The following is a 25,219-nucleotide window of genomic DNA, read 5'->3' as shown; positions in this document are numbered from 1 at the left end:
GGGGTGTCGTCGCCCGGGAAGTCGTACTTGCTCAGCAGCTCGCGGACTTCCATTTCGACCAGTTCCAGCAGCTCGGCATCGTCAACCATGTCGGCCTTGTTCAGGAACACGACGATGTACGGCACGCCGACCTGACGCGACAGCAGGATGTGCTCGCGGGTCTGCGGCATCGGGCCGTCAGCGGCCGAGCACACCAGGATCGCGCCGTCCATCTGGGCAGCACCGGTGATCATGTTCTTGACGTAGTCAGCATGGCCCGGGCAATCGACGTGGGCGTAGTGACGAACGGTGGATTCGTATTCGACGTGCGCGGTCGAGATCGTGATGCCACGTGCCTTTTCTTCCGGCGCGGCGTCGATCGCGGAGTAATCCTTGAACTCGCCACCAAAGCGCTCTGCACCGATCTTGGTCAGTGCGGCGGTCAGCGTGGTCTTGCCGTGGTCGACGTGACCGATGGTGCCGACGTTGACGTGCGGCTTGGTGCGCTCGAACTTACCCTTGGCCATGGCTGCTTATCTCGAATTCGTCTGGTGTGGTGCTGAAGATGGTGCTCACAAAAGGAATCGAACCTTCGACCTCTTCCTTACCAAGGAAGTGCTCTACCGACTGAGCTATGTGAGCGAGTTTTGCATTATGGCATGAACTCGATAATATTCAAAGTTCACTCAATGGAGCGGGAGACGGGGATCGAACCCGCACCATCAGCTTGGAAGGCTGAGGTTCTACCATTGAACTACTCCCGCACCGGGAATGTGCCACAACGTGAAGCTGGTGGAGGGAGGTGGATTCGAACCACCGAAGGCGTAAGCCAGCAGATTTACAGTCTGCCCCCGTTGGCCGCTTGGGTATCCCTCCTTTTACCACCCCGTCCCGTGCCGCCGAAGCGTTGCGGTGTGTGGTGGTGAGCCCGCAATTCTGGAGATGAAGCGGGGGTCTGTCAACGCTTTTTTTCACTTTTTTTCACGCGCGTCGCAAACCCCTTGATACGCAAGGGTCTGCTCAGGGCAGTGCAATTGTCTCGTCGGCAAAGATGGCCACGTGGGCCACGCCATCGGCCCCGATCCAGCCCCGATACATGCCCTGGGTGTTGAACGGTGCCGCTGCTTTCCCCTCTGCGGAGAGCACGATCGCCCCGCCGTCGCCACCCATCTGCGGAATCGCGTCGTTGATCACGCCCTTGCCAGCCTGCTGCGGCGATTGACCGAGGTAACGCATGCGCGCGCAGATCTCATGGGCTGCCGCGGTGCGGATGTAGTACTCGCCCCAACCGGTACCCGATACCGCACAGCGCGCATCGGCCCAGGTGCCGGCACCGATGATCGGCGAATCACCGACACGTCCGTAGCGCTTGTTGGTCATGCCGCCGGTGGAAGTGCCCGCAGCAAGATGCCCCTGTGCATCCAGGGCGACCGCACCGACCGTGCCGAAGTGCTTTGCGGTTTCCAGATCGGCATGCGCGTGCCCGCTCGCCTCTTCCTTCAATGCACGCTGCAGCTGCTGCCAGCGCTTGTCGGTGCGGAAGTAGGAGGGGTCGACCAGGGTCACGCCCTGTTCGGTGGCGAAGGCTTCGGCGCCCTGCCCCACCATCATCACGTGCCTGGACTTCTGCATCACCGTCTGCGCGAGGAGGATCGGGTTGCGCACGCGCTGCACGCCGGCCACTGCGCCGGCCGCCTGGGTGGCACCGTCCATCACCGCCGCGTCCAGTTCATTGCGGCCTTCGTGGGTGAACACAGCGCCCTTGCCCGCGTTGAAGGTCGGATCATCCTCGAGCACGGTGATGGCCGCAGTGACCGCCGCCATTGCCGGACGCCCGGCGGCAAGTTCGGCATGGCCTTTCAGCAAGGCCGCCTTCAGCGCAGCGCGCGCGGCCTGTTCTTCTGCCGCGGAGAGATCCTTGCGCTCCACGCCGGCACCGCCGTGGATGACCAGCAGCGGTGATGCGGTGGGTGCGGCCTGGGCCAGCAGTGGCAGGGACAACAGCGCGGACAGCGCCAGGCGCAGTTTCATGGAAGCAGATCTCCAGCAGGAAAGGGATTGGATTGCACGGTAGCGCCGGGCCATGCCCGGTGGAAGGCACAGCGCGGCGGCATCCGCCGGGCATGGCCCGGCGCTACCGGATCATTGGCGGATGACTTCAATCTCGCCGTCGCTGATGTCAGCCAAGGCCTGGTAGGCCGCGTCGGCCTGCAGGTCGTCCAGGCGCATGCGGCTGCCGCTGGCAACCACGGTGACCGGCACCGCGTGGAAGCGCAGGGGTTCACCTTCCACCAGCCGGTCGGCATCGCGTCCGGGGCTGACCACCCAGACCTTGCCTTCGCCGTCGGCGCTGTAGACCTGGGCCTGGCCGTCAGGCTCCACGCACAGGGCCGTGTCTTCATCGACGCCGATGCCGACCATGTCCGGGTCACCACTGTCATGCGCGGCGCGGGCCACGAACACGATCAGGCGGCCGAGGCGATCGCGCTTGTCAAAGTGGGTGTCGGTGACCACCCGCTGCAGGTAGGGCAACTGCAGGAAGCCGCGATCCATGGTGACGGCCTCGCCCATCGGGTTGGCCATGGCGCTGGCCGAATCGATGCTGCCGCCATCCAGCGCGCCATAGGCGTAGCCGCCGAGGATGGCCAGCCCGGCGCTGGTACCGGCAATCGGCTTGCCGGCCCGCACGTGGGCATTCAGCGCGCGATTGAGCGCGGTGCCCTTCCAGAAGCGGATGTAGCGGGACTGATCACCGCCGGCGATGAAGATCGCATCGGCCGCAGCCACGACCCGCAGCACAGCCGGGTCGTCGGCACCGCGGCGGTTGTCGAACACCAGGGTCTGCACGGCGGTAGTGCCGCCAATCTCCCGGTACAGACGGTCCTGCAGTTCATCGGCGCCGGAGGCACGCAGGATCAGCACACGGCCATTGCCGGCCTGGCGCAGCCACCATTGGAAGGCTTCAGGCACCCATTCGCCGCCGCCCATCAGCATCATCGCAGGGGCTCGCGGCCCGGGCCGCGGCGCATCCAGATCACCCACTTCGTAATAGGCGAAACCGGGGTCCATCAGTTCCTGTGCCGCCACAGGCGATGTCCAGCAGAGCGCCGACAGCACCAAGGCGAGGAGCGGGCCACGCAGCCCGTAGCGAAGGCGTCGCATCTTGATCTCCCTGAACAAAAACGACCTGCAACCGTTTTCACTCTTTGCCAGACATATCCCCAGTAGTCAAGGACATAAAAAAGGCGTTAAATGCGCGCGCCCGTTCCTGAAATGTGAATGGGGGACAGGGCCCCTCCTCTGCGGGCCGGCATTACTTCCGAGAATTTCTCATGCGTAGACAGGCGATGGCGTGGTCGATCCAGCTGGCGTTGATGGGCGTTGCTGCTTCGGCGGCGGCGCAGACTCCCGCTTCCTCTTCGGTACAACAGCTGGATGCGGTGCAGGTGACCGGCTCGCGCATCCCGCGCGCCCAGGTGGAAGGGCCGGCGCCGATCACTGTCATCAACGCAGAGCAGATCCGCTCCAGCGGCTTCACCACCGTGCCGGACGTGCTGCGCGCGATGACCCAGAACGGCGGTGAGACGCAGAGCCAGCAGTCCTCCGGTGGCGCCGACTTCTCGCCGGGTGCGCAGCAGGTCGACCTGCGTGGGCTGGGGCCGAACCACACCCTGGTGCTGGTCAACGGCCGTCGCATCGCCGACTTCCCGATGCCGTTCAAGGGCCGCAGCAACTTCACCGATGTGTCCAACATTCCGCTGGGCATGATCGACCGCATTGAAGTGCTGACCGGCAGCGCGTCGGCGATCTATGGCTCGGACGCGATCGCCGGCGTGGTCAATTTCATCCTGAAGAAGAAGGCCGATGGCACCACCATCGACATGCGCATGGGCACCACCACCGAAGGCGGTGGTGAGTCGTTCGACATGAGCCTGGCCAGCGGCTTCAGCAGCGGCAACTTCAACGCGGTGTACAGCGTCGAACTGCAGTCGCAGACGCCGCTGTGGGCCTACGACCGCGACATCCAGGACTCGACCCAGGACGGCCCGACCGAAGGCGCGCGCATCGCCCGTCGTTCCTACCTGCGCACCGATTACAACGATGACTACCTGGACCCGGGCGCAGCGACCTGTGATGCACTGTCGGCGCAGAACCAGGGCAGCACCTACCGCGCGTTCCGCCCGCGCTACGGCTACTACTGCGGCAGCGACAGCGCGATCGGCTACGGCACGATCCTCAGCAAGCGCCGCGGCGCCAACGGCTATGCCTCGCTCAGCTACGACTTCGACAACGGCCAGCAGTGGTTCGCCGACGTGCAACTGGGCTACCACACGATGTCGCTGATGCGCGATGTCACCAAGTGGGGCCGCATGGCCGCCGACGGTGATGAGTCTGGCTACTTCAACAATGAAGCGACCGGCGAGATCGAGTTCTGGCAGCGCCAGTTCTCGCCCGAGGAAATGGGCGGGCTGGACAATGCAATGGTGCGCAGCACGCAGAAGACCTTCAGCGTGACCACCGGCTTCAAGGGCAACCTGACCGGCAGCTGGGACTACGAAGCGGCACTGAGCCATTCGCAGTACCAGTCGCGGATCAGCTGGGCGCAGATCATCGCGTCCAAGGCCAACGACCTGTTCCTGGGCCCGCAGCTGGGCGAGGACGATGACGGCTTCCCGATCTACAACGCTGATCCGTCGCGCCTGTACCGGCCGCTGACCCGTGCCGAGTACGATTCGATCGCCGCACGCACCACCTATACGCCGAAGTCGCGCACCGAGACGGCGGCGCTGACCCTGACCAATGGCTCGCTGTTCACCCTGCCCGGTGGCGATGCCGGCTTTGCCGCGACGGTGGAAGTGGGCCAGCAGGCCTATGCGCTCAATCCCGATCCGCTGGCGACCGGCTATTACTACTACAGCTGGAAGGATTCGGACGGCAAGGGCTCGCGCAACCGCTGGGCGACCGCCGCCGAGCTGCGCATGCCGCTGCATGAAACGGTCAACCTGAGCGTGGCCGGCCGTTACGACCAGTACCGCTATTCGGGCCACACCATCGGCAAGGCGACCTGGAGCGGCGGCCTGGAATGGCGTCCGATCGACACGCTGCTGGTGCGCGGCTCGTACGGCACCGCGTTCCGCGCACCGGACCTGCACTACGTGTTCGCCGGCCCGGGCAACGACGAGACCAGCGCGGAAGATCTGTACAACTGCCGCGCCGATGCCGCCGATGATTGCGCCGATTACGAGCGCAACGTGATCCGCAGCCGCAGTGGCAACCGCGAGCTGGAACCGGAAACCAGCACGTCCTGGAGCGCTGGCTTCGTGTGGTCGCCGGCCGCCGGCCTGGACCTGTCGGCCGACTGGTTCAACATCGACATGCGCGAGCAGGTGCAGGACATGGACGTGCGTACGATCCTGGCCAACGAAGCGAACTGCCGGCTGGGCAGCGCCGACATCGGCTCACCGACCTGCGTGGACGCCCTGGCCCGCATCACCCGCACTGCCGATGGCCGTCTGTACGGCGTGCATGTGAACCCGATCAACGTTGCGCGCGAGTCCACCTCCGGCGTCGACGTCGGCCTGCGCTACCGCCTGCAGACCGGCATCGGCGACTTCATCTTCAATGGCACCCACACCTGGGTGAAGAAGCATGACTTCCAGCGCTATGCCGGTGATGTGACCGAAGATCAGTTCGCGATCAACAGCGGCTTCGATATTCCGCGCACCAAGACCAGCGTCAGCGTGACCTGGGAGAAGGATGCCTGGTCGGCCACCGTGTACGGCTCGCGCCTTGGCAAGCTGCCGACCTCGGACAGCTACGACCAGGTGTTCGACGAGGAAAGCGGCGACAGCCCGTGGATCAAGGCGACCTACCGCTACAACGCCTCGCTGCAGTACCGCTTCGACGATCACTCGCGGTTGTCGCTGTCGGTGGTCAATGTGTTCAACAAGATGCCGCCGAAGGACAAGACCTACACGGCGTACCCCTACTACGACGTGTCCTGGTTCGACAGCGTCGGCCGCACCATCAACCTGCAGTACACGCACAAGTTCGGCGGCAGCGCGCTGTAAGGGCGCCCCTGCTGGCAGCACGTTACAGGCCCCCGCTTCGGCGGGGGTCTTTTTTTTGATCGCCAGCGCCAGCCTGAACGGTTCCCCGCCGGTGGTCTCCTGCACGGGATGCAGGCCGCTTTTTAGGACATGGCTGATTCCGGACGGGTGACCGTCCTCCCTAGGATCGGTGCATGTTCCGATTCCCTCGCCCTTCCCTGCCCCTGGTCGCACCGCCGACCACCGCTTCGGTGCTGCTGCGCTGGCTGACGGTGTGCGTGTTCCTGTGCCTAGCGGCCGCCACCGGCTTCTATCTGCTGACGGCGTTGACCGAAGATATCTCCAGCCACCGCCGCGACATGAATGCCGCCGCGTACAAGGCGCAGATCTACTTCGACCAGCGCGAGGCCCTGCTGCGCTATTTGGGCGATTCGGTGGTGGTGGGCGATCCGTCGGTGCCGTCCAGCGAGGGCGTACGCCAGCTGCCATTGGACGGGCCGGGCGGGAAGCCCGGCCAGCGCCTGCTGCTGTCGCCGCGCGCAGAGCACACGCTGCAGACCCTGCAGACCCATCTGCTGCTGGTTGATCCGCAGGGAACGCATTGGCTGGCGGGCGGCCAGGCCGACGTGGACATCGCCGGCCTGCCCACGTTGCAGGTGCTGCGGCAGCGCAGCGGCACGCTTGCCGGTACCGATCCGGTGTACTGGCTGCGCGCGGGCGATGCCGGCGTCGCCCTGGCACAACCGGTACAGACCGGAGCGCAGCCGAGCCAGTGGCTGATGCTGCTGCTGGACAGTGCGGCCGCTTCGGACATGATCGATGGCCAGGGCATCGGCGGCTACGCCCTGCTGGACCGCGATGGGCAGCCGGCCCTGTCGAGCCTGGCGCCACGCCTGGACAGCGCAGGCTGGAAAGCACTGCAGCAGCGCCAGGACGACAGTTTCGGCGTGCTCTGGAGCACGGGCCTGCCGCGCGGCGTGGCCCTGGTGAAGGGGGTAGGCAATGACGGCTGGCGGTTGGTCTATCACCTGCCTCCGCGCCTGCTGCTCGGTGACATGGCGACCTCGTTGCTGATCAGCAGTGCGTTGCTGCTGCTGGCCGGCGTCGCCCTGCGTCTGCTGCGGCATCGCGTCGACCGCCAGTTGATCCAACCGGCGCTGCTGCAGCACCGGCGGCTGCTGGAAAGCCTGGATTTCAGTTCGACGGTGATCGACCTGGCGCCGGTCGGCATCTGTGTCCTGCGTCGCAGCGACCGCCAGCTGCTGCTGTCCAACCAGCTGCTGCGCGACTGGCTGGGCGAGGATGGCACCGACAGCGATTGGCAGGCCCCGTGGCGCGGCCATGCCGGCGAACGCGGTCGCGGGCTGGAGTTCACCGCACGCGACGGTCGCCAGCTGCAGGTGCTGCATGCGGCCTGCCGCTACCAGGATGACGACGTGCTGCTGTGCGTGTTCCATGACATCTCACGCCATCGACAGGCGCAGGCGGCGCTGTCCTCGGCGCGGCAGGCGGCCGACGCCGCCAACCAGGCCAAGAGCGCGTTCCTGGCGACCATGAGCCATGAAATCCGCACGCCGCTGTACGGGGTGCTTGGCACGCTGGAGCTGCTCGGCCGCACGCCACTGGATGCACGGCAGTCGCAGTACCTGCGCACCATCGAGAGTTCCTCCTCGGTGCTGCTGCAACTGATCAGCGACGTGCTGGATGTGTCCAAGATCGAGTCGGGCCAGCTGAGCCTGGAACCGGCATCGTTCTCGCCGCGCGAGCTGACCGAGAGCGCGCTGCGCAGCTTCGCCGCTGCGGCGACGCGCAAGGGCCTGCAGGTACTGGTCTGTACCGATCCACGGTTGCCGACACGGGTGCTCGGCGATGCCGACCGGATCCGCCAGGTGCTGGGCAACCTGCTCAGCAACGCCATCAAATTCACCGAGCATGGCCGGGTGGTGCTGCGCGTGCGGCTGGTGCAGCGCGAAGGCGAGTCGAGCGTGCTGGCCTGGCAGGTCACCGATACCGGCGTGGGCATCGCCACCGAGGAACAGGCGCGCCTGTTCGAGCCCTTCCGCCAGGTCCGCGGCGCCGCCAGCGCGCAGGGCACCGGGCTGGGCCTGTCGATCAGCGACCGCCTGGTGCGGTTGATGAGTGGCGAACTGCGCGTGGTCAGCGAACCGGGACTGGGCAGCAGTTTCACCGTGCGCCTGCCCTTGCCGGTGCTGGCCGCGACCGAGGATGGCCCGGCATTGCTGGCCGAACCGCCGGTCTACGTGCGCGGCCGCGATCGCGAGCTGGTCGACAGTGCCTGTGGCTGGCTGCGCCGCTGGGGTGCCAGTGCGCAGCCCCTGCAGGGCGACCCTGCCCTGCTCGACCACGCCGGCGCGATCCTGATGGATGGCGAGGCGGAACAGCCGTTGGCCTGGCAGGGACCGCGGGTGCTGGCCTCGATCGATGGTGGCGACCAACCCGCGCCCACCGCCGATGGCGCGCTGCTGGTCACCCTGCACGGCATGTCCTCGATTGCCCTGGCGGTCGCACGCCAGCAGCGGCAATGCGCAACGCTGCCGACCGCAGCGCGCGATGTGCAACCGGGTCCGCTGGGACTGCGGGTGCTGGCCGTGGAAGACAATCCCATCAACCGGGTGATCCTGGCCGAACAGCTGCAGGCCCTGGGCTGCGAGGTGGAGCTTGCGCAGGATGGTGTCGAGGCGTTGCAGCTGTGCCAGACCCATGACTTCGACCTGGTGGTCACCGACATCAACATGCCGCGCATGGACGGCCACACCCTGGCGCGCCGACTGCGGGCGGAGGGCAATCTGCTGCCGGTGATCGGCGCCACCGCCAACGCGACCGCCGAGGAGCGCGAGCGCTGCCTGGCCAGCGGGATGCAGGGCTATCTGAGCAAACCCATCGACATCGCACGCCTGCGTCAGGCGCTTTCCGCCGTTCGCCAAGGAGATCCTGCATGACCCGCCGTGTCCTGATCCTGGAAGACCAGCCATTCCAACGTGGTTACCTCGTCAATCTGTTCAGCGCACGCGCCGGCGTGCAGGTCGACGCCTGCGAAGACGTGGATGCGGCAATCGCCCTGTGCGCCTGCCAGGCCTATGACCTGGTGGTGAGCGATCTGTTGATGCCCGGCCAGGATGGCATCCAGTTCATCCAGGCACTGGCCGCACAACCGCGCCCGCCGCGGCTTGCCGTGGTGAGCGCAGCCTCGCGGCGGATGATGAGTTCGGCACGGTTGATGGCCGAATCACTAGGCCTGGAGGTGGTCGGCCTGTTGGCCAAACCGGTCGCCGCCAGCGATGTCGATGCACTGCTCGATGCACTGGCGCAGACCCGGCCGGCCGTGCGTACCAGCCCCGCCGCGCTGACGCCCGAGCCGGACGCGGCGCAACTGCGGCAGGCGCTGGCCGACGGCAGCCTGACCGCCTGGTTCCAGCCGAAGAAATCGCTGCAGTCCGGGCGCGTGGTTGCCGCCGAGGCACTGGTGCGCTGGCGCCACCCGCAGCTTGGGACACTGGCGCCTGGAAGCTTCCTGCCGGCGCTGTGTCGTCATGGCCTGGAGGGCGAACTGCTGCGCGCGATGCTCACGGCCAGCATCCAGGCGCAGGCGCGCTGGCGCTCCCAGGGATTCCGCGTGCCGGTATCGATCAACCTGCCACCGCACCTGCTGGAGCAGTCCGATCTTCCGGATGAGCTGCTGGCACTGACTCTGGCCGCGGGCGGCAATCCGGCTGATCTGTGCTTCGAACTGATGGAGAACAGCACCACCCGCCACGTCAGCGACTTCTATGCAGGCGCATGCCGCTTGCGGATGAAAGGGTTCGGCCTGGCCCAGGACGACTTCGGCCAAGGGCTGAGCTCGGTGCACAACCTGGTCAATACACCCTTCACCGAGGTCAAGATCGATCGTGCGCTGGTCAGCGGTTGCGCGCGCGATCCCGCCCTGCACCTGACCTTGACCACCGTGATCGCGCTGGCCAACCAGCTCGGCCTGACCATCGTGGCCGAGGGCGTGGAGAGCGATGCTGATCTGGCCGCGCTGCGCCAGCTCGGCTGCAACCAGGTACAGGGCTTCCTGATTTCGCAGGCACTGCCGTCGGACGACTTCACCCGTCTGCTCGGCGAAGATGTTCCCCATGCTGCCGCCGGCGGCGGCCGGGCCGCGTCGCGCTGACAGGCGCTGCTGAAAAGCTTCACAATCCCATCAAGAGTCATTGACGATCCTCTCTGCGCGGCGGCACCGGCCGTGCCCTGGGGCCTTCGGGCCGCCATCGACCGCCTACTGTTCCGAGACCTGTCCATGCCGGCCGAGGCCGCTCCCGTACGCCGACTCGCCCGCCGCTCCCTGCGCGTACATGCGCTGCTGATTGGCGTGGTGGTGCTGGCAACCCTGCAGGCCGGCCTGCTGCTGTCCACCGGCAGCCAGCTGTTCAACGAAGAACAGAGCAAGATCCGCTATCACTTCCGTCGCCTGGACGGCACGCTGCAGGAACAGGATCGCTTCCTGCGGCAATGGCGCCTGCATGACGTGGGCAATCGCGGGCAGCCCGTGGACGAGGCCGCCTCAGGTGCACAGCCCAGCCCGTTGTTCGCCAGTTTCGCGCGCATAGGTACCGACGGCAGCGCCTCGACACAGGCAACGGCCGAACTGGGCGACCGCTTCCTGCGCTTCTACGGCGCCTTCTGGGCGGCCTCCCGGTTTCCGCCTCCGCAGTGCCTGCTGGTCGATGGCCAAGGCCGCCGTGGCCTGCTTGCACCGATCCAGACCGCGCGCGGTGATCCGGGCCAGAGCAGCCCGCATCACCTGCAGCCGGCACTGACCGCCATCCACCAGGTCCTGCGCGAACGGCCAGCGCTGCGGCGCGGCAACGTGGTCTGGACACCAGTGGCCTGGCGCGAGGGACAGACCCGGCTGCTTGCCATCGCGCACGCACCGCAGGATGCCCGCCTGTGGGGCGAAAGCGAGGACGAGTCGCTGGCCGCGGTGGCCTGCCTGCTGGATCCCGGCCGCGTTGATGACTACCGCCAGGTGATGGGTACACCGGTGTTCGAACGGATGTCGCTGTTCGATGGCAACGGCCGCCTGCTGCTGGGTGACGCCAGCGATGCCAGCCGCGCAGGCACGTCCTGGCGCGCGGGTCTGGACGGCCTGCTGTTCCGCATGCGCAGCGAACAGGGATGGCTGGCGGTGTACCACGTTGGCTGGCAACAGGTGTTCCAGCACCCGCGCGGCCCCCTGCTGGGCAGCATGGTGGTGGCGTTGCTGCTGGCCACCGGTGGCGTGCTGGTTTTGCGTGCCTACCGGCGCTCGGTGATCGAGCCACTGCGCCGCAACCATGCGCGATTGCTGGAAAGCGAAGCCTTCAGCCGCACCATCCTCGACAACGCACCGATCGGGTTGTGCCTGCTGCGTCGTACCGATGGCCGCGTGCTGCTGGACAACGCGCTGGCGCGTCACTGGCTGGGGGAAGACCACGACGACGGTGGCTGGCACGGGCCTTGGCGGCGCAGCGTGCTCGCCACCGGCGGTACCGCGGCGGGCGACGGTCTGGCCTACACCACGCCGGACAACCGCCATCTGCTGATCACCGCGACGCCCGCGCGCTATCGCGGCGAACCCGCCGTGCTGTGCCTGTTCATCGACCTCAGCAGCCAGCACGAGGCCGAACAGGTGCTGCAGCAGGCACGGCGTGCGGCTGACCAGGCCAACCGCGCCAAGAGCCAGTTCCTGGCCACCATGAGCCATGAGATACGCACCCCGCTGTACGGCGTGCTCGGCACGCTGGAGCTGCTGGGCCTGACCCCGCTGGATGCGCGCCAGCAGGACTACCTGGACACGATCCAGCGCTCGTCATCGACATTGATGCAGCTGATCAGCGACATCCTGGACGTCAGCAAGGCGGAGGCCGACCAGCTGAGCCTGGAGCCCGGCGCGTTCGATCCGGTGCGGTTGACCGAGGACGCGTTGGACTCCTACGCCGCTGCCGCCGCACACAAGGGCCTGCAGTTCTATGCCTGCATCGATCCGGACGTACCGGCTGCGGTCAACGGTGATGCCGCGCGCATCCGCCAGATCCTCAACAACCTGATCAGCAATGCGCTGAAATTCACCGACAGCGGCCGGGTCGTGGTGCGTCTGGGCGCACAGCACATCGATGATCGCTGCTGGCTGCGCTGGCAGGTGGCCGATACCGGCATCGGCATCGCCAGCGAGCACCAGGCACATCTGTTCGAACCCTTCTTCCAGGCCAACCCGGGCACCGATGCCATGCGGGGTACCGGATTGGGCCTGGCCATCTGTGCGCATCTGACCACGATGATGGAAGGCCACCTGCGGGTGGTCAGCGAAAGCGGGCTGGGCAGCAGTTTCTCGGTCGAACTGCCACTGCCCGAGGCAACACCCGATCCGCTGCAAGCGCCTTCACCGCGATTGCCGGCAGCGTTGCCGGTGCAGGTCCGTGGCAGCGTCCGCGAGTTTGCACAATCGATATCCGAGCGGTTGCAGCAGCGCGGCGCACAGGCCAGCGTGCATCGCGATGATGCGCCGGAGCCTGCCGATCCTGGCGCGGTGATGCTCGACCTTGTACTGGACGAGGGCACGCCCACGTGGAGTGGACCGCAGGTGGTGGCCTGCCGCGAAGGTGGAATGCAGCCACAACAGGTGCAGGGGCATTGGCAGGTCGGCGTGCATCGTCTGGATGCGATCGTGCTCGCGCTGGCGGCCGCGGCCGGGCAGGCACTGCCCGCCGAGGTCAACGGGCGTCTGCCGGCGCCACGCAGCTTCGGGCTGCAGGTACTTGTCGCCGAAGACAACCCGATCAACCAGGCGATCCTGCGTGACCAGCTGGAACAGCTCGGTTGCCATGCCGTAGTCGCCAGTGATGGCAATGAAGCCCTGCGGTATTGGCCGCAGCATCCTTTCGCCCTGGTGTTGACCGACCTCAACATGCCGGGACTGGATGGTTACGGTCTGGCCCGTGCATTGCGCGCGCGCGGGGTTGACGTACCGATCCATGGCGCCACCGCCAACGCCGACCCTGCCGAGCGGCAACGCTGCCATGAGGCGGGGATGCAGGGGGTGCTGGTCAAGCCGATCACCCTGGCAGCACTGCAGCGCCTGCTGACCCAGGTTGCAGCCCGGCCGCGCAGCGAGCCCATCGACGACGAAGCCGATGCGCCACTGCAGGTTCCGGAGAAAATGCAGGCGTTGTTCGTGCAGACCATGCAGGCCGACCTGGACAGCCTGCGGCGGGCGATCGACGATGCCGCATCAGAACGCGTGGCTCAGGTGCTGCACCGCATCCGCGGCGCACTGGTGATCGTTGGCGCACCGGCACTGGTGGCACACGGCCAGCAGATCGAACAGCAGATCGGCGAAGGCGAGGAATTACCTGCTCTCGCTACGGCGCTCGACCATTTCCAACGGCGCCTGCAGCGGCTGCTGCAACCATTGGCGCACGTCGCCCCCCCCTCACCTTCCAGCAACCCGGCACCGCCATGACCACCCGCATCCTCATCGCTGACGACCACCCGATCGTGCTTGCCGGCATCCGCGATGTCCTGGCCGGCGAACTGGACCTGGACGTGGTCGGCGAGGCCGCCGATCCAGTGACCTTGATCGAGCTGATGACGAGCACCCTGCCCCACGCAGTGATCACCGATTACAGCATGCCCGGTGGTGACAGCTTCGGCGATGGCATCAAGCTGATCTCGTTCCTGCGTCGCAGCTTCCCCGATGTGCGTCTGCTGGTGTTGACGATGGTCTCCAATCCTTCGCTGGTGGCGGCCATGTACGCAGCCGGTGCCAGCGGCGTGGTGCTCAAGAGCCACGGCCTGGGCAGCCTGGTACAAGCGCTGCGCACGGTGCTGGCCGACCGCGTCTACCGCCCTCCCGGCCTGCTGCCGGTTGCCGCCGCAGAACCGGCCGATGCCGAGGTGGTGCTGGCGCGCCTCTCGCCGCGCGAACTGGAAGTCATCCGTCTGTTCACCGGGGGCATGAGCGTGGGTGACATCGCCCGCCAGCTGCAGCGCAGTGCGAAGACGGTCAGCACGCAGAAAATCAACGCGATGCGCAAACTGGGTGTGGACAGCGACCAGGCGCTGATCGAGTACTGCCTGCAGTCGTCGATGTTCGGCTGAGGCCTCCACATCGCTGAACCGTGCCCCGCCCATGCGCAGGGCGCGAAGTGCTTTAGGAAACGCCTGATTCCATCGGACAGGGCTGGTTTCTAGTCTGGATGCATCCCGCCACGGTGACGATTTCCCATCGTCATCGCGTTACCGGCGGGAGCGAAACCGGATGGCGCCTGCAGCGGCCATCACGCCCGGTTTCCACAGCGACGCGGCCCTGCCGCGCCAGATCGCGCGGCCGCGCTGCGCCCTGCCACAGGAATACACCAGCATGAACGCCTCTCCCCCACGGCGCCGCCGTGCGTCCGCCTGCGCGCGCGCTTCGCGCCTCCCCTTGATTCCCAGCCTGCTGGCCAGCGCGCTGTGGGCCGCCCTGCCCGTGCACGCGGCCGAACTGCAGGGGCCGCTGAAGGTTACCGATGGCGGCAGCCTGCAGTTGGGCGCCGACGACATGCTGTCGCACAGTGCCGGTGGCTACGCGCTGGAGGCCAATGGTGTCGGCAGCACCATTACCGTCAATGGCAGCTGGATCTCGAGCACTGGAGGAGGCAGCGGCATCCTTGCCAGCGCCGGCGGCAGCGTCCTGATCGAGGGCGGCATCCTGCAGGTCGGCAACGGCAGCACCACCGTCGGCTATGCGCTGAACGCCAGCGGTGCTGGTAGCGTGATCCGCGCCAACAACCTGGTCATCAATGCCTACCGCAACGGCTCCGGCTACGGCACGGTCAATGCCACCGGCGGTGGCAAGGTGTGGTTGAACGGTGGCAGTGTCAGCAGCGGCGGGCACGCGCTGTATTCGAGTGGGCGCGGCAGCGAACTGCATGTGGCCGGTACCGAGATCAACGGCGGTACCAACAGCGCGGTGTACGCCGAGGGCAGTGCACTGCTGTCGCTGGAATCGCTGACGATGACTTTCGCGCAAGCCACCAGTGGCTACAGCGGGCGCGTCTCCTCCAACGGCAGTGGCAGCGTGCTGTCGCTGCGCGACGTGGACGTGGTCAACGGCTACTTCGATATCGACAACGGTGGCACGCTGCAGATCGTGGGCGGCAGTGCCAGCAGCAGCGGCAGCAGCATCCGCCTGCTCGGCAACAGTGGAAACCGCGTGTACTCCACCGCCGATATCACCGGCGGCCGTTTCGAGACCGTCGGCGGCTATGGCGTCAACGTCAACAGCTGGGCCAAGCTGACCACCAACGGCGCCCACTTCACGGTGCGCGATGGCTCGTCCGGTATCTGGCTGTCCGGCGCGGACTCGCTGGCCGACCTCACCGATACCACGATCAGCACCTATGGCGACAACGGCTACGGCCACGGCGTGGACGTCTGGGGCGGTACTGCCACGATCACCGGCGGCAGCATCGATACCCACGGCGATGGTGTCTACGGCCTGCGCGCCTCGGGCAGCAATCCGCCGACGCCCTATTCGCGCATCCGTGCCAAGGATCTGGACATCACCACCTACGGCACCGGGGGCGGGGGCGTCTTCCTCGGCGGCAGCACCGCCGATGTACAGCTGGACGGAGGCTCGATCACCACGCTGGGTGCATCCTCGTTCGGCATCGTGCAGATGAACACCGCCAAGCTCACCGCCGACAACCTGAGCATCCAGGCACAGGGGACGAATTCGGGTGCCTATCGTTCCTACATCACGGTGTTCGGGCCGTACTGGGACCGTCTGGTATTCAACAACAGCAGTCTGCAGACCCAGGACGGTCCCGCGCTGTGGCTGCAGGGCAGCAACCACGAGCTGACGCTCAACAACACCGATGTCGTCGCGCGCCAGCAGGGCAACCTCGACGGTGGCCGCCTGCTGCGGGTGAGCGATACCGTGTTCACCGATGGCAGCTCGGTCGCCACCGCGGACATTCTTTTCACTGCCGACAACAGCCGCCTGACCGGCGATGTCGTGGTCGACAGCGCCACCGCCAACGTGCAGATGACACTGCGCAACGGCACCGTGTTCAACGGCGCACTGCGCATCGACTCGGGCTACCAGGTCGCGCAGCTGGCAATCGATGACAGCAGCCAGTGGAACGTGCGTGGCAATTCCAGCGTCGGCTCGCTGGACCATGCCGGCACCATCGCCTTCGTCGCGCCCACCACTGACGATTTCAAGACCCTGACCGTCACCGGCGACTATGTCGGCAACGATGGCCATTGGCTGTTCAACCGCGCACTGGGCGACGATGCCTCGCTGGGTGACCAGCTGGTGATCCAGGGCAACAGCAGTGGCACTGCATCCGTCAGCGTGCGCAACGCGGGGGGCGCCGGTGCCCTGACCAGCGAAGGCATTCGCCTGATCAGCGTGGGCGGCCAGTCCGATGCACAGTTCTCGCTGCAGGGACGCGCGGTGGCCGGCGCCTACGATTACTTCCTGTACAAGGGTGGCGTCGCCACGCCGGACGACGGCAACTGGTACCTGCGCTCGGAATACGTACCGCCGGTCGACCCGCCGGAACCGCCCGATCCGCCGGAGCCGCCGATTGATCCGCCGACTCCGCCGATTGATCCGCCTGCTCCGCCGATTGATCCACCGATCGATCCGCCGGTGGTCCCGCCGGTCGACCCGCCGCTACCGCCGGTCCCGCCGCGTGTGGAGCGCCCGGAGCCGGCGGTGTACATGGCCAACCAGAGCAGCGCGCTGGGTATGTTCCGGCACAGCCTGTACGACCGCAGTGGCGATCCTGCCGATGCAACCGACGGCGGCAGCGACGCCATTGCATGGGCACAGGTGCGCAGCAGCCAGCCCGGCAGCCGCGGCCGCCAGGTGGATGTGGACAGCCAGCTCAACCGCGTGCTGCTGGGTGTCGGTCGCCGCTTCGAAGCCAATCCCGGTGGTCAGCTGCAGGCAGGTGTGATGGCCGGCCAGGGTCGGGCACGCAACGACAGCCGTTCGCAGGTGACCGGTTACACCGCACACGGTGTGGTCAACGGCACCAGCCTGGGCCTGTATGCCACTTGGTTGCAGGACGCGCGGATGGACAGTGGTGCGTATGTGGACAGCTGGCTGCAGTACGGACGGTTCCGCAACAGCGTGCAGGGCGAAGGGCTGCAGAAGGAGCACTATCGCTCGCACAGCTGGACCGGTTCGGCCGAGGCAGGCTATGTGCTGCCCGTGCAGCGTACAGCGCAGCGCGGTGTCTACCTGGAGCCACAGCTGCAGGTGATCCACAGCCGCTACGATGCCGACCGCGTGGTCGAAACCAATGGCACGGTGGTCGAAGGCCGCGACAAGGACAGCACCACCACGCGTGTGGGCCTGCGCCTGTACACGCGTTCGCTGACGCAGGGCCAAGGGCAGGTACAGCCGTTCGTCGCGGTGAACTGGTGGTCCGGTGGCAACGACGCAGCCATCGCCGTGGACGGCGAACGCCTGCGCCGGCGGTTGCCGCGTGACATCTACGAGGCCAAGGCCGGCGTGCAGGTGAATCTGTCGGGTGGCTGGCGCGGCTGGGGTGAGATCAGCCGGCAGACCGGCGGCATGGGCTTCCGCGATACCAGCGGTCAGCTGGGCGTCTCCTACCGCTGGTAAGACATACTGCTGGCTAGCCCATCGAGGGGTCCGGCGATGCTTCGTCGGACCCCTCGTTGTTTTCCACACCGCGCGTGGAAATCGATGGGGGTTGGATGTGGACAAGTGGTCGTAAGCCACGCACGACAAGCGTTTTCGACGCTGGTTTTTTTTTGTCCAGGCTGTCCAGGATGCAGGCAGGTGCGTGTTTTCCACACAGCAGGTGGAAAGCAATGCGAACTTGATGTGGACAACCCGCCTTGAACGTTATGCCGCAGGCGTTTCAAGGAGTGGCTGTTTTTTGTCCAGCCGCCTCATCGGTTTTCCACACGTGAGGTGGAAAGCCGTGGGGGTTTGATGTGGACAAGTAGCCGCAAGCCCTGCACGCCAAGCGTTTCAACGTGTGGTGAATTTATGTCCACTGCCATCCGCAACGCCGGGCTGGCGCTTCTGCAGCGCAAACGCGCAATGACACGATCCTCGTGTGCCCGTTCTGACAGGCGCCCAATACAACAAGACCCCGCATTGCGGGGTCCTGTGGGCAATCACTGCACTGCGCTGCGTCGTCGATCAGACGTTGAAGCGGAAGTGCAGGATGTCGCCTTCCTGCACGCGGTACTCCTTGCCTTCCAGGCGCAGGCGACCGGCTTCCTTGGCGCCGGCTTCGCCCTTGTACTTGATGAAGTCGTCATACGCGATGGTCTCGGCGCGGATGAAGCCCTTCTCGAAGTCGGTGTGGATGACCGCGGCAGCCTGCGGCGCGGTGGCGCCCTTGCGCACGGTCCACGCGCGGACTTCCTTCACGCCAGCGGTGAAGTAGGTCTGCAGGCCGAGCAGGCTGTAGGCCGCGTTGATCACGCGGTTCAGGCCCGGCTCGCTCAGGCCGAGGTCGGCCAGGAAGGTATCGCGGTCTTCGTCGTCCAGCTGCGACAGCTCTTCTTCGATCGCCGCCGACACCGGCACCACCTGTGCGCCTTCTTCGGCGGCACGGGCGCGCACAGCGTCCAGGTGCGGGTTGTTCTCGAAACCGTCTTCCAGCACGTTGGCGATGTACATCACCGGCTTCAGGGTCAGCAGGAACAGATCGCGCACCAGCGCCTTCTCTTCCTCGTCCAGGCCCGCCGAACGACCGGCCTTGCCGTCGGCCAGCGCAGCCTGCAGCTTGGCCAGCACCGGCTTGCGAGCCGCTGCATCCTTGTCGCCACCCTTGGCCGCACGCTCGGCGCGGTTCAGTGCCTTCTCGACGCTGTCCAGATCGGCCAACGCCAGTTCGGTATCGATGGTGTCGATGTCCGAGATCGGGTCGACCTTGTTGTTGACGTGGATGACGTCAGCGTTCTCGAAGCAGCGCACCACGTGGGTGATCGCATCCACTTCGCGGATGTGGGCCAGGAACTTGTTGCCCAGGCCTTCGCCGCTGGCGGCACCGGCCACCAGGCCGGCGATGTCGACGAACTCGACCGCAGTCGGGATGACCTTCTGCGGGTTGATGATCGCTGCCAGTTCGTTCAGACGCGGATCCGGCACCGGCACGATGCCGACGTTCGGTTCGATGGTGCAGAACGGGAAGTTCGCCGCGGCGATGCCCGCCTTGGTCAGCGCGTTGAACAGGGTCGACTTGCCGACGTTGGGCAGGCCGACGATGCCGCATTTGATACCCATGGGTGACAGCTCTCTGGGGTGAAAGTGATTGGTGAAACAGCGCGCGCGCCGCTTGGCCAATCCATCTCGGTGTTGCCGATCAACATCTGTGCCAACCAAGGTTGGCACCTACCCAAAACGGGTTACTTCGGGGTGTGCAGCCGCTTCATCGCTTCGCTGAAATCGCCCTGCACTGCCAACGGCAGCACGTCGATCGCATCGTCGATGGCGCGCGAGATCAGTACTTCATCGTCCTTGGAGGGGCGTCCCAGCACCCAGCCCACCACGCGGTCCTTGTGGCCGGGATGGCCGATGCCCACGCGCAGGCGATGGAACTTGCCGTGGCCGAGCAAGCGGATGGTGTCACGCAGGCCGTTCTGTCCACCGTGGCCACCGTCGAACTTCAGCCGCGCCACGCCGGGCGCCAGGTCCAGTTCGTCGTGGGCCAGCAGGGTTTCCTCCGGCTCGATCTTCCAGAACCGCTGCGCGGCGGTGACCGACTTGCCGCTGAGGTTCATGAAGGTGGCGGGCTTGAGCAGCCACACCGTCTGTCCGGCGATGTCGACCTTGGCGGTCTCGCCAAACAACTTGCTGTCCACGTTCCAGCGTGCACCGGCCTTTTCGGCCAGGGCCTCAACGAAATGAAACCCGGCATTGTGCCGGGTCCGGGCGTGCTCCGATCCGGGGTTGCCCAGACCGACGATCAGTCGCAATCCTGCCATCGTTCCATCCAGATACGGCGCCTGCCCCGAAGGACAGGCGCCGCGGGGTATTACTCGGCCGCTGCTTCTTCAGCGTCGGCAGCGTCCTGCTTGCCGTGCTTGGCAGTGACGATCGCGTCGTCGTGGTCCTTGCCCAGCGCCAGCGCCGGGATTTCCACGCCCTTCGGCAGCTTGATGTCCGACAGGTACACAACGTCGCCAGCCTTCAGCTCGCCCAGGTCGACTTCGATCGACTCCGGCAGGTCCTTCGGCAGGCAGCTGATGGCCACTTCCTTCAGTTCGTGGGCGACCACGACGTCGGCAGCCTTGCCAGCCGGCGAGGTGTCTTCGTTGATGAAGTGCAGCGGAACCGAAGCGGTCAGCTTCTCGTTCTCGTTCACGCGCAGGAAGTCCAGGTGCATGATCAGCTGCTTGAACGGATGGCGCTGCATGTCACGCAGCAGCACCTTCTGCACCTGGCCGTCCAGGTTCAGGTCCAGGATCGAGGCATAGAACCACTCGTTCTGCTGAGCCAGCCAGATTTCGTTGTGGTCCAGGCTGATGGCGACCGGTTCGGCGTTGCCGCCGTACACGATCGCCGGGATCACACCAGCGGTACGCAGGCGGCGGCTCGCACCCTTACGCTGCAGTTCACGCTTGGTGACCTTGATTTCATGGGTCTTCGACATTTTCGACTACTCGGTTGTTGCCTTGCCTTGCGGCTTGGCGGTTGAAGGCACTTCCGCGACCAGAAGTGCCCAGTGTGTCCCTGCCGTTGCCGGCGGGGACGAAAAAATCAATCGACGTACAGCGAGCTGACCGACTCACCGAAGGCGATGCGGCGCATCGTTTCGGCCAGCATTTCCGCCACGCTCAGCTGGCGGATCTTGCTGCACACCCGCGCGGCGTCCTTCAGCGGGATGGTGTCGGTCACCACCAGCTCATCGAGCTGGGAATTGGTGATGTTGTCCACCGCCGGGCCCGACAGCACCGCGTGGGTGCAGTAGGCGGCGACCTTGAGCGCACCGCGCGCCTTCAGGGCAGCGGCAGCGGCGCACAAGGTGCCGGCGGTATCGACGATGTCATCGACCATCACGCAGGTCTTGCCTTCGACGTCACCGATGATGTTCATCACGGTGGAGACGTTGGCGCGCGGACGGCGCTTGTCGATGATCGCCAGGTCGGCGTCATCCAGGCGCTTGGCCACGGCGCGGGCACGGACCACGCCGCCCACGTCCGGCGACACCACGATCAGGTTCTCGGTGCCGTAGGCGCGCCAGATGTCGGCCAGCAGCAGCGGAGAGGCATACACGTTGTCGACCGGAATATCGAAGAAACCCTGGATCTGGTCGGCGTGCAGGTCGACGGTCAGCACACGATCAGCGCCGGCGGTGCTGAACATCTTCGCCGCCAGCTTGGCGGTGATCGGCACGCGCGAGGAACGCATGCGGCGATCCTGGCGCGAGTAGCCGAAGTACGGCACCACGGCGGTCACGCTGGCCACCGATGCGCGCTTGAGCGCGTCGATCAGCACCAGCAGTTCCATCAGGTTTTCCGCGCTCGGCGCCGAGGTCGGCTGGATCACGAACACGTCCTGCTTGCGGACGTTCTCTTCGATTTCCACCTGCACTTCGCCATCGGAGAAGTGCGAGACAAGCGCCTTGCCCGGGCGGACTCCCAGTTCCTTGCAGATGTTCTGCGCCAGACGTTTGTTGGCGTTGCCGGAAAAGACCAGCAGGTTCGGGGACTCTTGCATCATGATTGTCTCGGGCGGGGACGAGTGGCGGGGATCCGGTAGCGGCAAGGACCACTGCGGCCCCTGCTGCTGACAACACCGCGGCTGTTCCCACGTCCCGCGCAGATGATGCGCTGGAAGGCGCGGACGCAGCCGCATTGGCAGGGGCGGGAGGATTCGAACCTCCGAATGCCAGGATCAAAACCTGGTGCCTTGGGCCTCTTGGCGACGCCCCTGCATTGATGAATCTAGTGTTGCTCGAGTGCATCCAGCAGTGGCGAACGTGCAACGCCCGCAGCCACCCTTGCCCGCAACTCCTTCGACAACTTCGCTCGTCCCTGCTCGGCGGCAGCCTGCGAATCGAACTCGACGAAACAACCACTTCCCGAACCGGTCAGACGTGCCGTGCCGATGTCGCTCAACGCAGCAAGCACCGCCTCGACGGCAGGCTCACGGCGGCGCAGCACCGGTTCGAACACGTTCCCGACCAGCGTACCGGAAGCGAAGTCCTCTATTTTCGCCTGTGGACTGTCGCGCGTCAAATCCGGATCAGCGAACAGGAGGGGCGTCGGCACATGAACGCCCGGTTCGACCACCACATACCAGGCCTGCGGCAGGGTGATCGGCTGCAGCCGCTCGCCCACCCCTTCGGCCCAGGCGTTGTGGCCACGCACGAACACCGGCACGTCGGCGCCGAGTCGCAACCCCAGCGCCGCCAGCGCATTTTCGTCCAGCCCCGCGCCCCAGAGCCGGTTCAGTACCACCAATACGGTGGCCGCATCGGATGAGCCGCCACCGAAACCACCTCCCGCAGGAACATGCTTTTCGACGACGATGTCGACACCTTGCTCGACATTCGCCGCCTCTTTGAGCATCCGCGCCGCGCGAACCGCCAGATCATCGGCCTCGGCGACGCCAGCCAGGCCATCGCCCTGCCGCCGCACCTGGCCGTCTTCACGCAGGCGCAGGCCGATCCGGTCGCCCCAGTCGAGCAGGCGGAACACCGTCTGCAGCTCGTGGTAGCCGTCGGCACGGCGGCCGGTGATGTGCAGGAACAGGTTCAGCTTGGCCGGGGCCGGCCACCAGGACCAGCCCGCGTCATCCAACCGCACGTTCATGGCGCGCCCTGGCCCCACTGGTCGACCAGCAGGCGCACCTTGGCGTCGCCATTGACCGCTTCGACCCTGCGCGGCAGGGCCGGACGCCCGGCTTCGGCCGGGTACCAGTCCAGATACTGGATCACCCACCCCATCTGCTGCATGCGCCGCGGACGGCCATCAGCATCACGGTCGATCTTTTCCGGCCCAGCGCTGTCGCCGGCGACCAGGCCGCGTACCCAGTCCGGCAGCTGATTGACCGGAATATCCCAGCCTGTGGCCTCCAACAACAGTGCCTGCGCGTCTTCACCTTCCCGCGGACCACCGGCCAGTCCTTCCAGTCGCCCGGCTTCATGATGGGTATCACCGCTCAACTTCCAGCTCTGGCGGGTCACCGGCGCGCTCAGCTCAACAACATAGCGCTGACCTTCCTGCTTCCAGTCGATGCGGCCGCTGCCACCGTCCTTGCCCTTGCTCACCGCCACCCGGCCCTGGAAATTCCAGTCCGCTGCCGAACGCAGGGCATCCACGCGCGCGACCTCGGTAGCGGCTGCTTCGGCGGAGACAGTGGTGACCACGGCCGGCGCCGGCGTTTTCTGCCGGCCAACGGTGGTACAGGCACTCAGGGCAAGGGTCACGGCCACCAGCAGCAACGGCCGGATCGTGGAAACACTCATGGATTGAATTTCTCGCGGGCGCGCAGCAGCGCGCGGTTTTCAGGGTCGAGCCTGGCCGCTTCCTCGAAGAAGTGACGGGCTTCATCTTGCTTGCCCAGCACCCACAGCACCTCGCCCACGTGGGCGGCGATTTCCGGGTCCTTGGCCAGCGTCCAGGCGCGGCGCAGCTGTACCAGCGCGTCGGCGTTGCGCCCCAGCCGATACAGCACCCAGCCATAGCTGTCGACGATGGCCGCGTTGTCCGGTTCGGCCACGCGTGCGCGGTCGATCAGCTCAAGCGCTTCCTGGTAACGGCCGGTCCGGTCGGCCAGGGTGTAGCCCAGTGCGTTCAGTGCCGGCACGTTCTCCGGCTCGGTCACCAGGATCTTGCGCAGGTCGGCCTCGGCGCGGGCGATGTCGTCGCGGCGCTCCCAGGCCAGCGCACGGGCATACAACAGGCCGTTCTCGTCCGGATACGCCGCCAGGCCACGGGCCAGCGCATCGATCTCGCCGGGAAGGTCGTCGGCGCGCTGGCGCAGCTCGGCTTCCAGCAGATACGCATCGCGCCGCACATCGTCATCCACCCCGGCATCGGACTGGATCGCATGCACTTCATCCAGCGCCAGCGACTGCCGGCCTGCCAGCCCCTGCGCATTGGCCGCGCGCAGGCGCGCTTCATTCAGCTCATCGCCGCCAGGCACGCTGTGGTACCAGTTGACCGCCTCCGGGTAGCGCTTGAGGTACTCGGCGATCTTGCCCAGCAACAGGCGCTGCGCCGGGTCCGGCTTCGCCGCCTGCCGCGACAGTTCGTTGTACAGATTGGACAGCGCGGCCTTGTCGCCCTGCTTGGCCAGCAGCGAAGCGCGCATGCCCCACGTCTGCACATTCTGCGGACCGACCGCCAGCACGCGCTCGGCCGCTGCCGGCTGGCCGAGGCTGTCATAGGCGATGGCCACCGCATTGCGCAGCTCCGGATCCTGACGGGTCTTCGGCTCCACCCCGCGCAGCAGCGACAGTGCCTGGTCGGTCTGCCCGGCCTGCTGCAGCTGGCTGGCGCGCAGCAAGGCAACGCGCGGCTCCTCGGGGAAGCGCTTGACCACCTCATCGATCATGCGCCGCGCCAGCTCGGGCTTCTCCATGCGCAACGCCAGGCGTCCAAACTCCTGCCAGGCCTCGATCTTCTGGGGAATGGCGTTGGCATCGACCAGCTCGCCCAGCACCTGGGCCGGCACGGCCGGATCGCGGCCGCCGCCGATCAGGGCGCCCAGAGCGAACTTCCAGCCCTCGTCGCCCGGGTCCTGCAACAAGGCCTGAAGCTCGCTGCGCGCAGTCTTCACATCGCCCTGGCGCATCGCCAGCGCACCGGCGGCGCTGCGCATAGCCAATGAGCGCGGCGCACGCTGCTGCCACAGGGCCAGGCCCTTGGCCGCGGCATCATCCTCGTTGGCCAGCATGGCGATGCGGGTCGCCCGCTCGGCCAGGCCGGCGTCGCCGTCGGTCTGCTGGGCGGCCTGCAGGTACCAGCGCGCGGCCTCGGCCAGCTTGCCCGCCTGCAGGGCGAACTCGCCAGCCAGTACCGGCTCCAGCGCCAGTTCCTCAGTCACCGCGGGGCGTGCAGGCGCCTTGGCGGGCACCGCCGCCAGGGCCTGTGCACAGGCCAGAGACAGCAGCAGAACACTGGGGATGCGAATCAATGCGGGCATCGTCGGCATCGGG

Annotated in this window: 16 protein-coding genes and 4 tRNA genes; 6 read left to right on the top strand and 14 right to left on the bottom strand. The window is 66.4% G+C overall.

Annotated features, from left to right (window positions below; genetic code table 11):
- From QOL57_RS19295 to QOL57_RS19270, 6 genes are all read right to left on the bottom strand, one after another.
- The coding region (locus QOL57_RS19295; RefSeq protein ID WP_283401539.1) for a GTP-binding protein at nt 1-506 on the bottom strand (506 nt) is incomplete at its 3' end.
- Nucleotides 507-545: 39 nt separating this feature from the next.
- Nucleotides 546-621 (bottom strand) — tRNA-Thr (locus QOL57_RS19290).
- Between the two features lie 48 nt (nt 622-669).
- Nucleotides 670-743, bottom strand: a tRNA-Gly gene (locus tag QOL57_RS19285).
- Between the two features lie 26 nt (nt 744-769).
- Nucleotides 770-855: transfer RNA gene (locus QOL57_RS19280), tRNA-Tyr, on the bottom strand.
- 144 nt (nt 856-999) lie between these two features.
- Nucleotides 1,000-2,010, bottom strand: coding sequence for an isoaspartyl peptidase/L-asparaginase (locus QOL57_RS19275; protein ID WP_089238983.1), 1,011 nt, complete (start codon nt 2,008-2,010; stop codon nt 1,000-1,002).
- Nucleotides 2,011-2,121: 111 nt separating this feature from the next.
- The gene (locus QOL57_RS19270) at nt 2,122-3,141 is read right to left on the bottom strand and encodes a cyanophycinase (RefSeq protein ID WP_089238981.1); all 1,020 of its coding nucleotides are present in this window, start codon (nt 3,139-3,141) and stop codon (nt 2,122-2,124) included.
- 170 nt (nt 3,142-3,311) lie between these two features.
- Between QOL57_RS19270 and QOL57_RS19265 the strand changes: the two genes are divergently transcribed.
- The 6 genes from QOL57_RS19265 to QOL57_RS19240 all read left to right on the top strand — a co-directional run bounded on the left by QOL57_RS19265 (nt 3,312) and on the right by QOL57_RS19240 (nt 17,694).
- Nucleotides 3,312-6,050, top strand: coding sequence for a TonB-dependent receptor (locus QOL57_RS19265; protein ID WP_089238979.1), 2,739 nt, complete (start codon nt 3,312-3,314; stop codon nt 6,048-6,050).
- A 173-nt stretch (nt 6,051-6,223) separates the two neighbouring features.
- Complete coding sequence (locus QOL57_RS19260; RefSeq protein WP_089238977.1) at nt 6,224-8,989, top strand: response regulator; 2,766 nt, start codon at nt 6,224-6,226, stop codon at nt 8,987-8,989.
- Nucleotides 8,986-10,203, top strand: coding sequence for an EAL domain-containing response regulator (locus QOL57_RS19255; protein WP_089238975.1), 1,218 nt, complete (start codon nt 8,986-8,988; stop codon nt 10,201-10,203). The genes QOL57_RS19260 and QOL57_RS19255 overlap by 4 nt, the downstream gene beginning before the upstream one ends.
- Nucleotides 10,204-10,329: 126 nt before the next feature.
- Nucleotides 10,330-13,530 (top strand): hybrid sensor histidine kinase/response regulator, encoded by a 3,201-nt coding sequence (locus QOL57_RS19250; protein WP_089238973.1) that lies wholly within the window; start codon nt 10,330-10,332, stop codon nt 13,528-13,530.
- Entirely contained in the window at nt 13,527-14,168 is a 642-nt protein-coding gene (locus QOL57_RS19245) for a response regulator transcription factor (protein ID WP_089238971.1), read from the top strand. Before QOL57_RS19250 ends, QOL57_RS19245 begins: the two co-directional genes overlap by 4 nt.
- Nucleotides 14,169-14,430: 262 nt before the next feature.
- A complete protein-coding gene (locus tag QOL57_RS19240; RefSeq protein ID WP_089241184.1) occupies nt 14,431-17,694 on the top strand; it encodes an autotransporter outer membrane beta-barrel domain-containing protein in 3,264 nt (1,087 codons plus the stop codon).
- Nucleotides 17,695-18,243: 549 nt separating this feature from the next.
- Here the strand turns inward: QOL57_RS19240 and ychF are convergent.
- The 8 genes from ychF to QOL57_RS19200 form a co-directional block, all read right to left on the bottom strand.
- Nucleotides 18,244-19,335: a redox-regulated ATPase YchF gene (gene ychF / locus QOL57_RS19235; protein WP_089238969.1), complete on the bottom strand. Its 1,092-nt coding sequence runs from the start codon at nt 19,333-19,335 to the stop codon at nt 18,244-18,246.
- A gap of 122 nt (nt 19,336-19,457) precedes the next feature.
- The gene (gene pth, locus QOL57_RS19230; RefSeq protein WP_089238967.1) at nt 19,458-20,036 is read right to left on the bottom strand and encodes an aminoacyl-tRNA hydrolase; all 579 of its coding nucleotides are present in this window, start codon (nt 20,034-20,036) and stop codon (nt 19,458-19,460) included.
- Between the two features lie 50 nt (nt 20,037-20,086).
- Nucleotides 20,087-20,704, bottom strand: coding sequence for a 50S ribosomal protein L25/general stress protein Ctc (locus QOL57_RS19225; RefSeq protein ID WP_089238965.1), 618 nt, complete (start codon nt 20,702-20,704; stop codon nt 20,087-20,089).
- A gap of 107 nt (nt 20,705-20,811) precedes the next feature.
- Complete coding sequence (locus QOL57_RS19220; RefSeq protein ID WP_025879147.1) at nt 20,812-21,771, bottom strand: ribose-phosphate diphosphokinase; 960 nt, start codon at nt 21,769-21,771, stop codon at nt 20,812-20,814.
- Between the two features lie 138 nt (nt 21,772-21,909).
- A tRNA-Gln gene (locus QOL57_RS19215) sits at nt 21,910-21,986 on the bottom strand.
- 12 nt (nt 21,987-21,998) lie between these two features.
- Nucleotides 21,999-22,868, bottom strand: coding sequence for a 4-(cytidine 5'-diphospho)-2-C-methyl-D-erythritol kinase (ispE, locus tag QOL57_RS19210; RefSeq protein ID WP_089238963.1), 870 nt, complete (start codon nt 22,866-22,868; stop codon nt 21,999-22,001).
- The gene (lolB, locus tag QOL57_RS19205; RefSeq protein WP_089238961.1) at nt 22,865-23,524 is read right to left on the bottom strand and encodes a lipoprotein insertase outer membrane protein LolB; all 660 of its coding nucleotides are present in this window, start codon (nt 23,522-23,524) and stop codon (nt 22,865-22,867) included. The genes ispE and lolB overlap by 4 nt, the downstream gene beginning before the upstream one ends.
- Nucleotides 23,521-25,206: a tetratricopeptide repeat protein gene (locus QOL57_RS19200; RefSeq protein ID WP_176429860.1), complete on the bottom strand. Its 1,686-nt coding sequence runs from the start codon at nt 25,204-25,206 to the stop codon at nt 23,521-23,523. The genes lolB and QOL57_RS19200 overlap by 4 nt, the downstream gene beginning before the upstream one ends.
- Nucleotides 25,207-25,219 lie beyond the last annotated feature (13 nt).

This window comes from Stenotrophomonas sp. yr243, from assembly GCF_900184195.1.
Lineage (GTDB): Bacteria > Pseudomonadota > Gammaproteobacteria > Xanthomonadales > Xanthomonadaceae > Stenotrophomonas > Stenotrophomonas lactitubi.
This window is presented reverse-complemented; position numbering and strand designations above follow the sequence as displayed.

Excerpts from the sequence above, each read along its gene's own strand:
- QOL57_RS19265 (WP_089238979.1), top strand. The coding sequence starts at position 3,312 with ATGCGTAGACAGGCGATGGCGTGGTCGATCCAGCTGGCGTTGATGGGC.
- QOL57_RS19270 (WP_089238981.1), bottom strand. The coding sequence starts at position 3,141 with ATGCGACGCCTTCGCTACGGGCTGCGTGGCCCGCTCCTCGCCTTGGTG.
- ychF (WP_089238969.1), bottom strand. The coding sequence starts at position 19,335 with ATGGGTATCAAATGCGGCATCGTCGGCCTGCCCAACGTCGGCAAGTCG.
- QOL57_RS19220 (WP_025879147.1), bottom strand. The coding sequence starts at position 21,771 with ATGCAAGAGTCCCCGAACCTGCTGGTCTTTTCCGGCAACGCCAACAAA.
- ispE (WP_089238963.1), bottom strand. The coding sequence starts at position 22,868 with ATGAACGTGCGGTTGGATGACGCGGGCTGGTCCTGGTGGCCGGCCCCG.
- QOL57_RS19250 (WP_089238973.1), top strand. The coding sequence starts at position 10,330 with ATGCCGGCCGAGGCCGCTCCCGTACGCCGACTCGCCCGCCGCTCCCTG.
- QOL57_RS19245 (WP_089238971.1), top strand. The coding sequence starts at position 13,527 with ATGACCACCCGCATCCTCATCGCTGACGACCACCCGATCGTGCTTGCC.
- QOL57_RS19200 (WP_176429860.1), bottom strand. The coding sequence starts at position 25,206 with ATGCCCGCATTGATTCGCATCCCCAGTGTTCTGCTGCTGTCTCTGGCC.
- QOL57_RS19255 (WP_089238975.1), top strand. The coding sequence starts at position 8,986 with ATGACCCGCCGTGTCCTGATCCTGGAAGACCAGCCATTCCAACGTGGT.
- QOL57_RS19260 (WP_089238977.1), top strand. The coding sequence starts at position 6,224 with ATGTTCCGATTCCCTCGCCCTTCCCTGCCCCTGGTCGCACCGCCGACC.
- pth (WP_089238967.1), bottom strand. The coding sequence starts at position 20,036 with ATGGCAGGATTGCGACTGATCGTCGGTCTGGGCAACCCCGGATCGGAG.
- QOL57_RS19225 (WP_089238965.1), bottom strand. The coding sequence starts at position 20,704 with ATGTCGAAGACCCATGAAATCAAGGTCACCAAGCGTGAACTGCAGCGT.
- QOL57_RS19275 (WP_089238983.1), bottom strand. The coding sequence starts at position 2,010 with ATGAAACTGCGCCTGGCGCTGTCCGCGCTGTTGTCCCTGCCACTGCTG.
- QOL57_RS19240 (WP_089241184.1), top strand. The coding sequence starts at position 14,431 with ATGAACGCCTCTCCCCCACGGCGCCGCCGTGCGTCCGCCTGCGCGCGC.
- lolB (WP_089238961.1), bottom strand. The coding sequence starts at position 23,524 with ATGAGTGTTTCCACGATCCGGCCGTTGCTGCTGGTGGCCGTGACCCTT.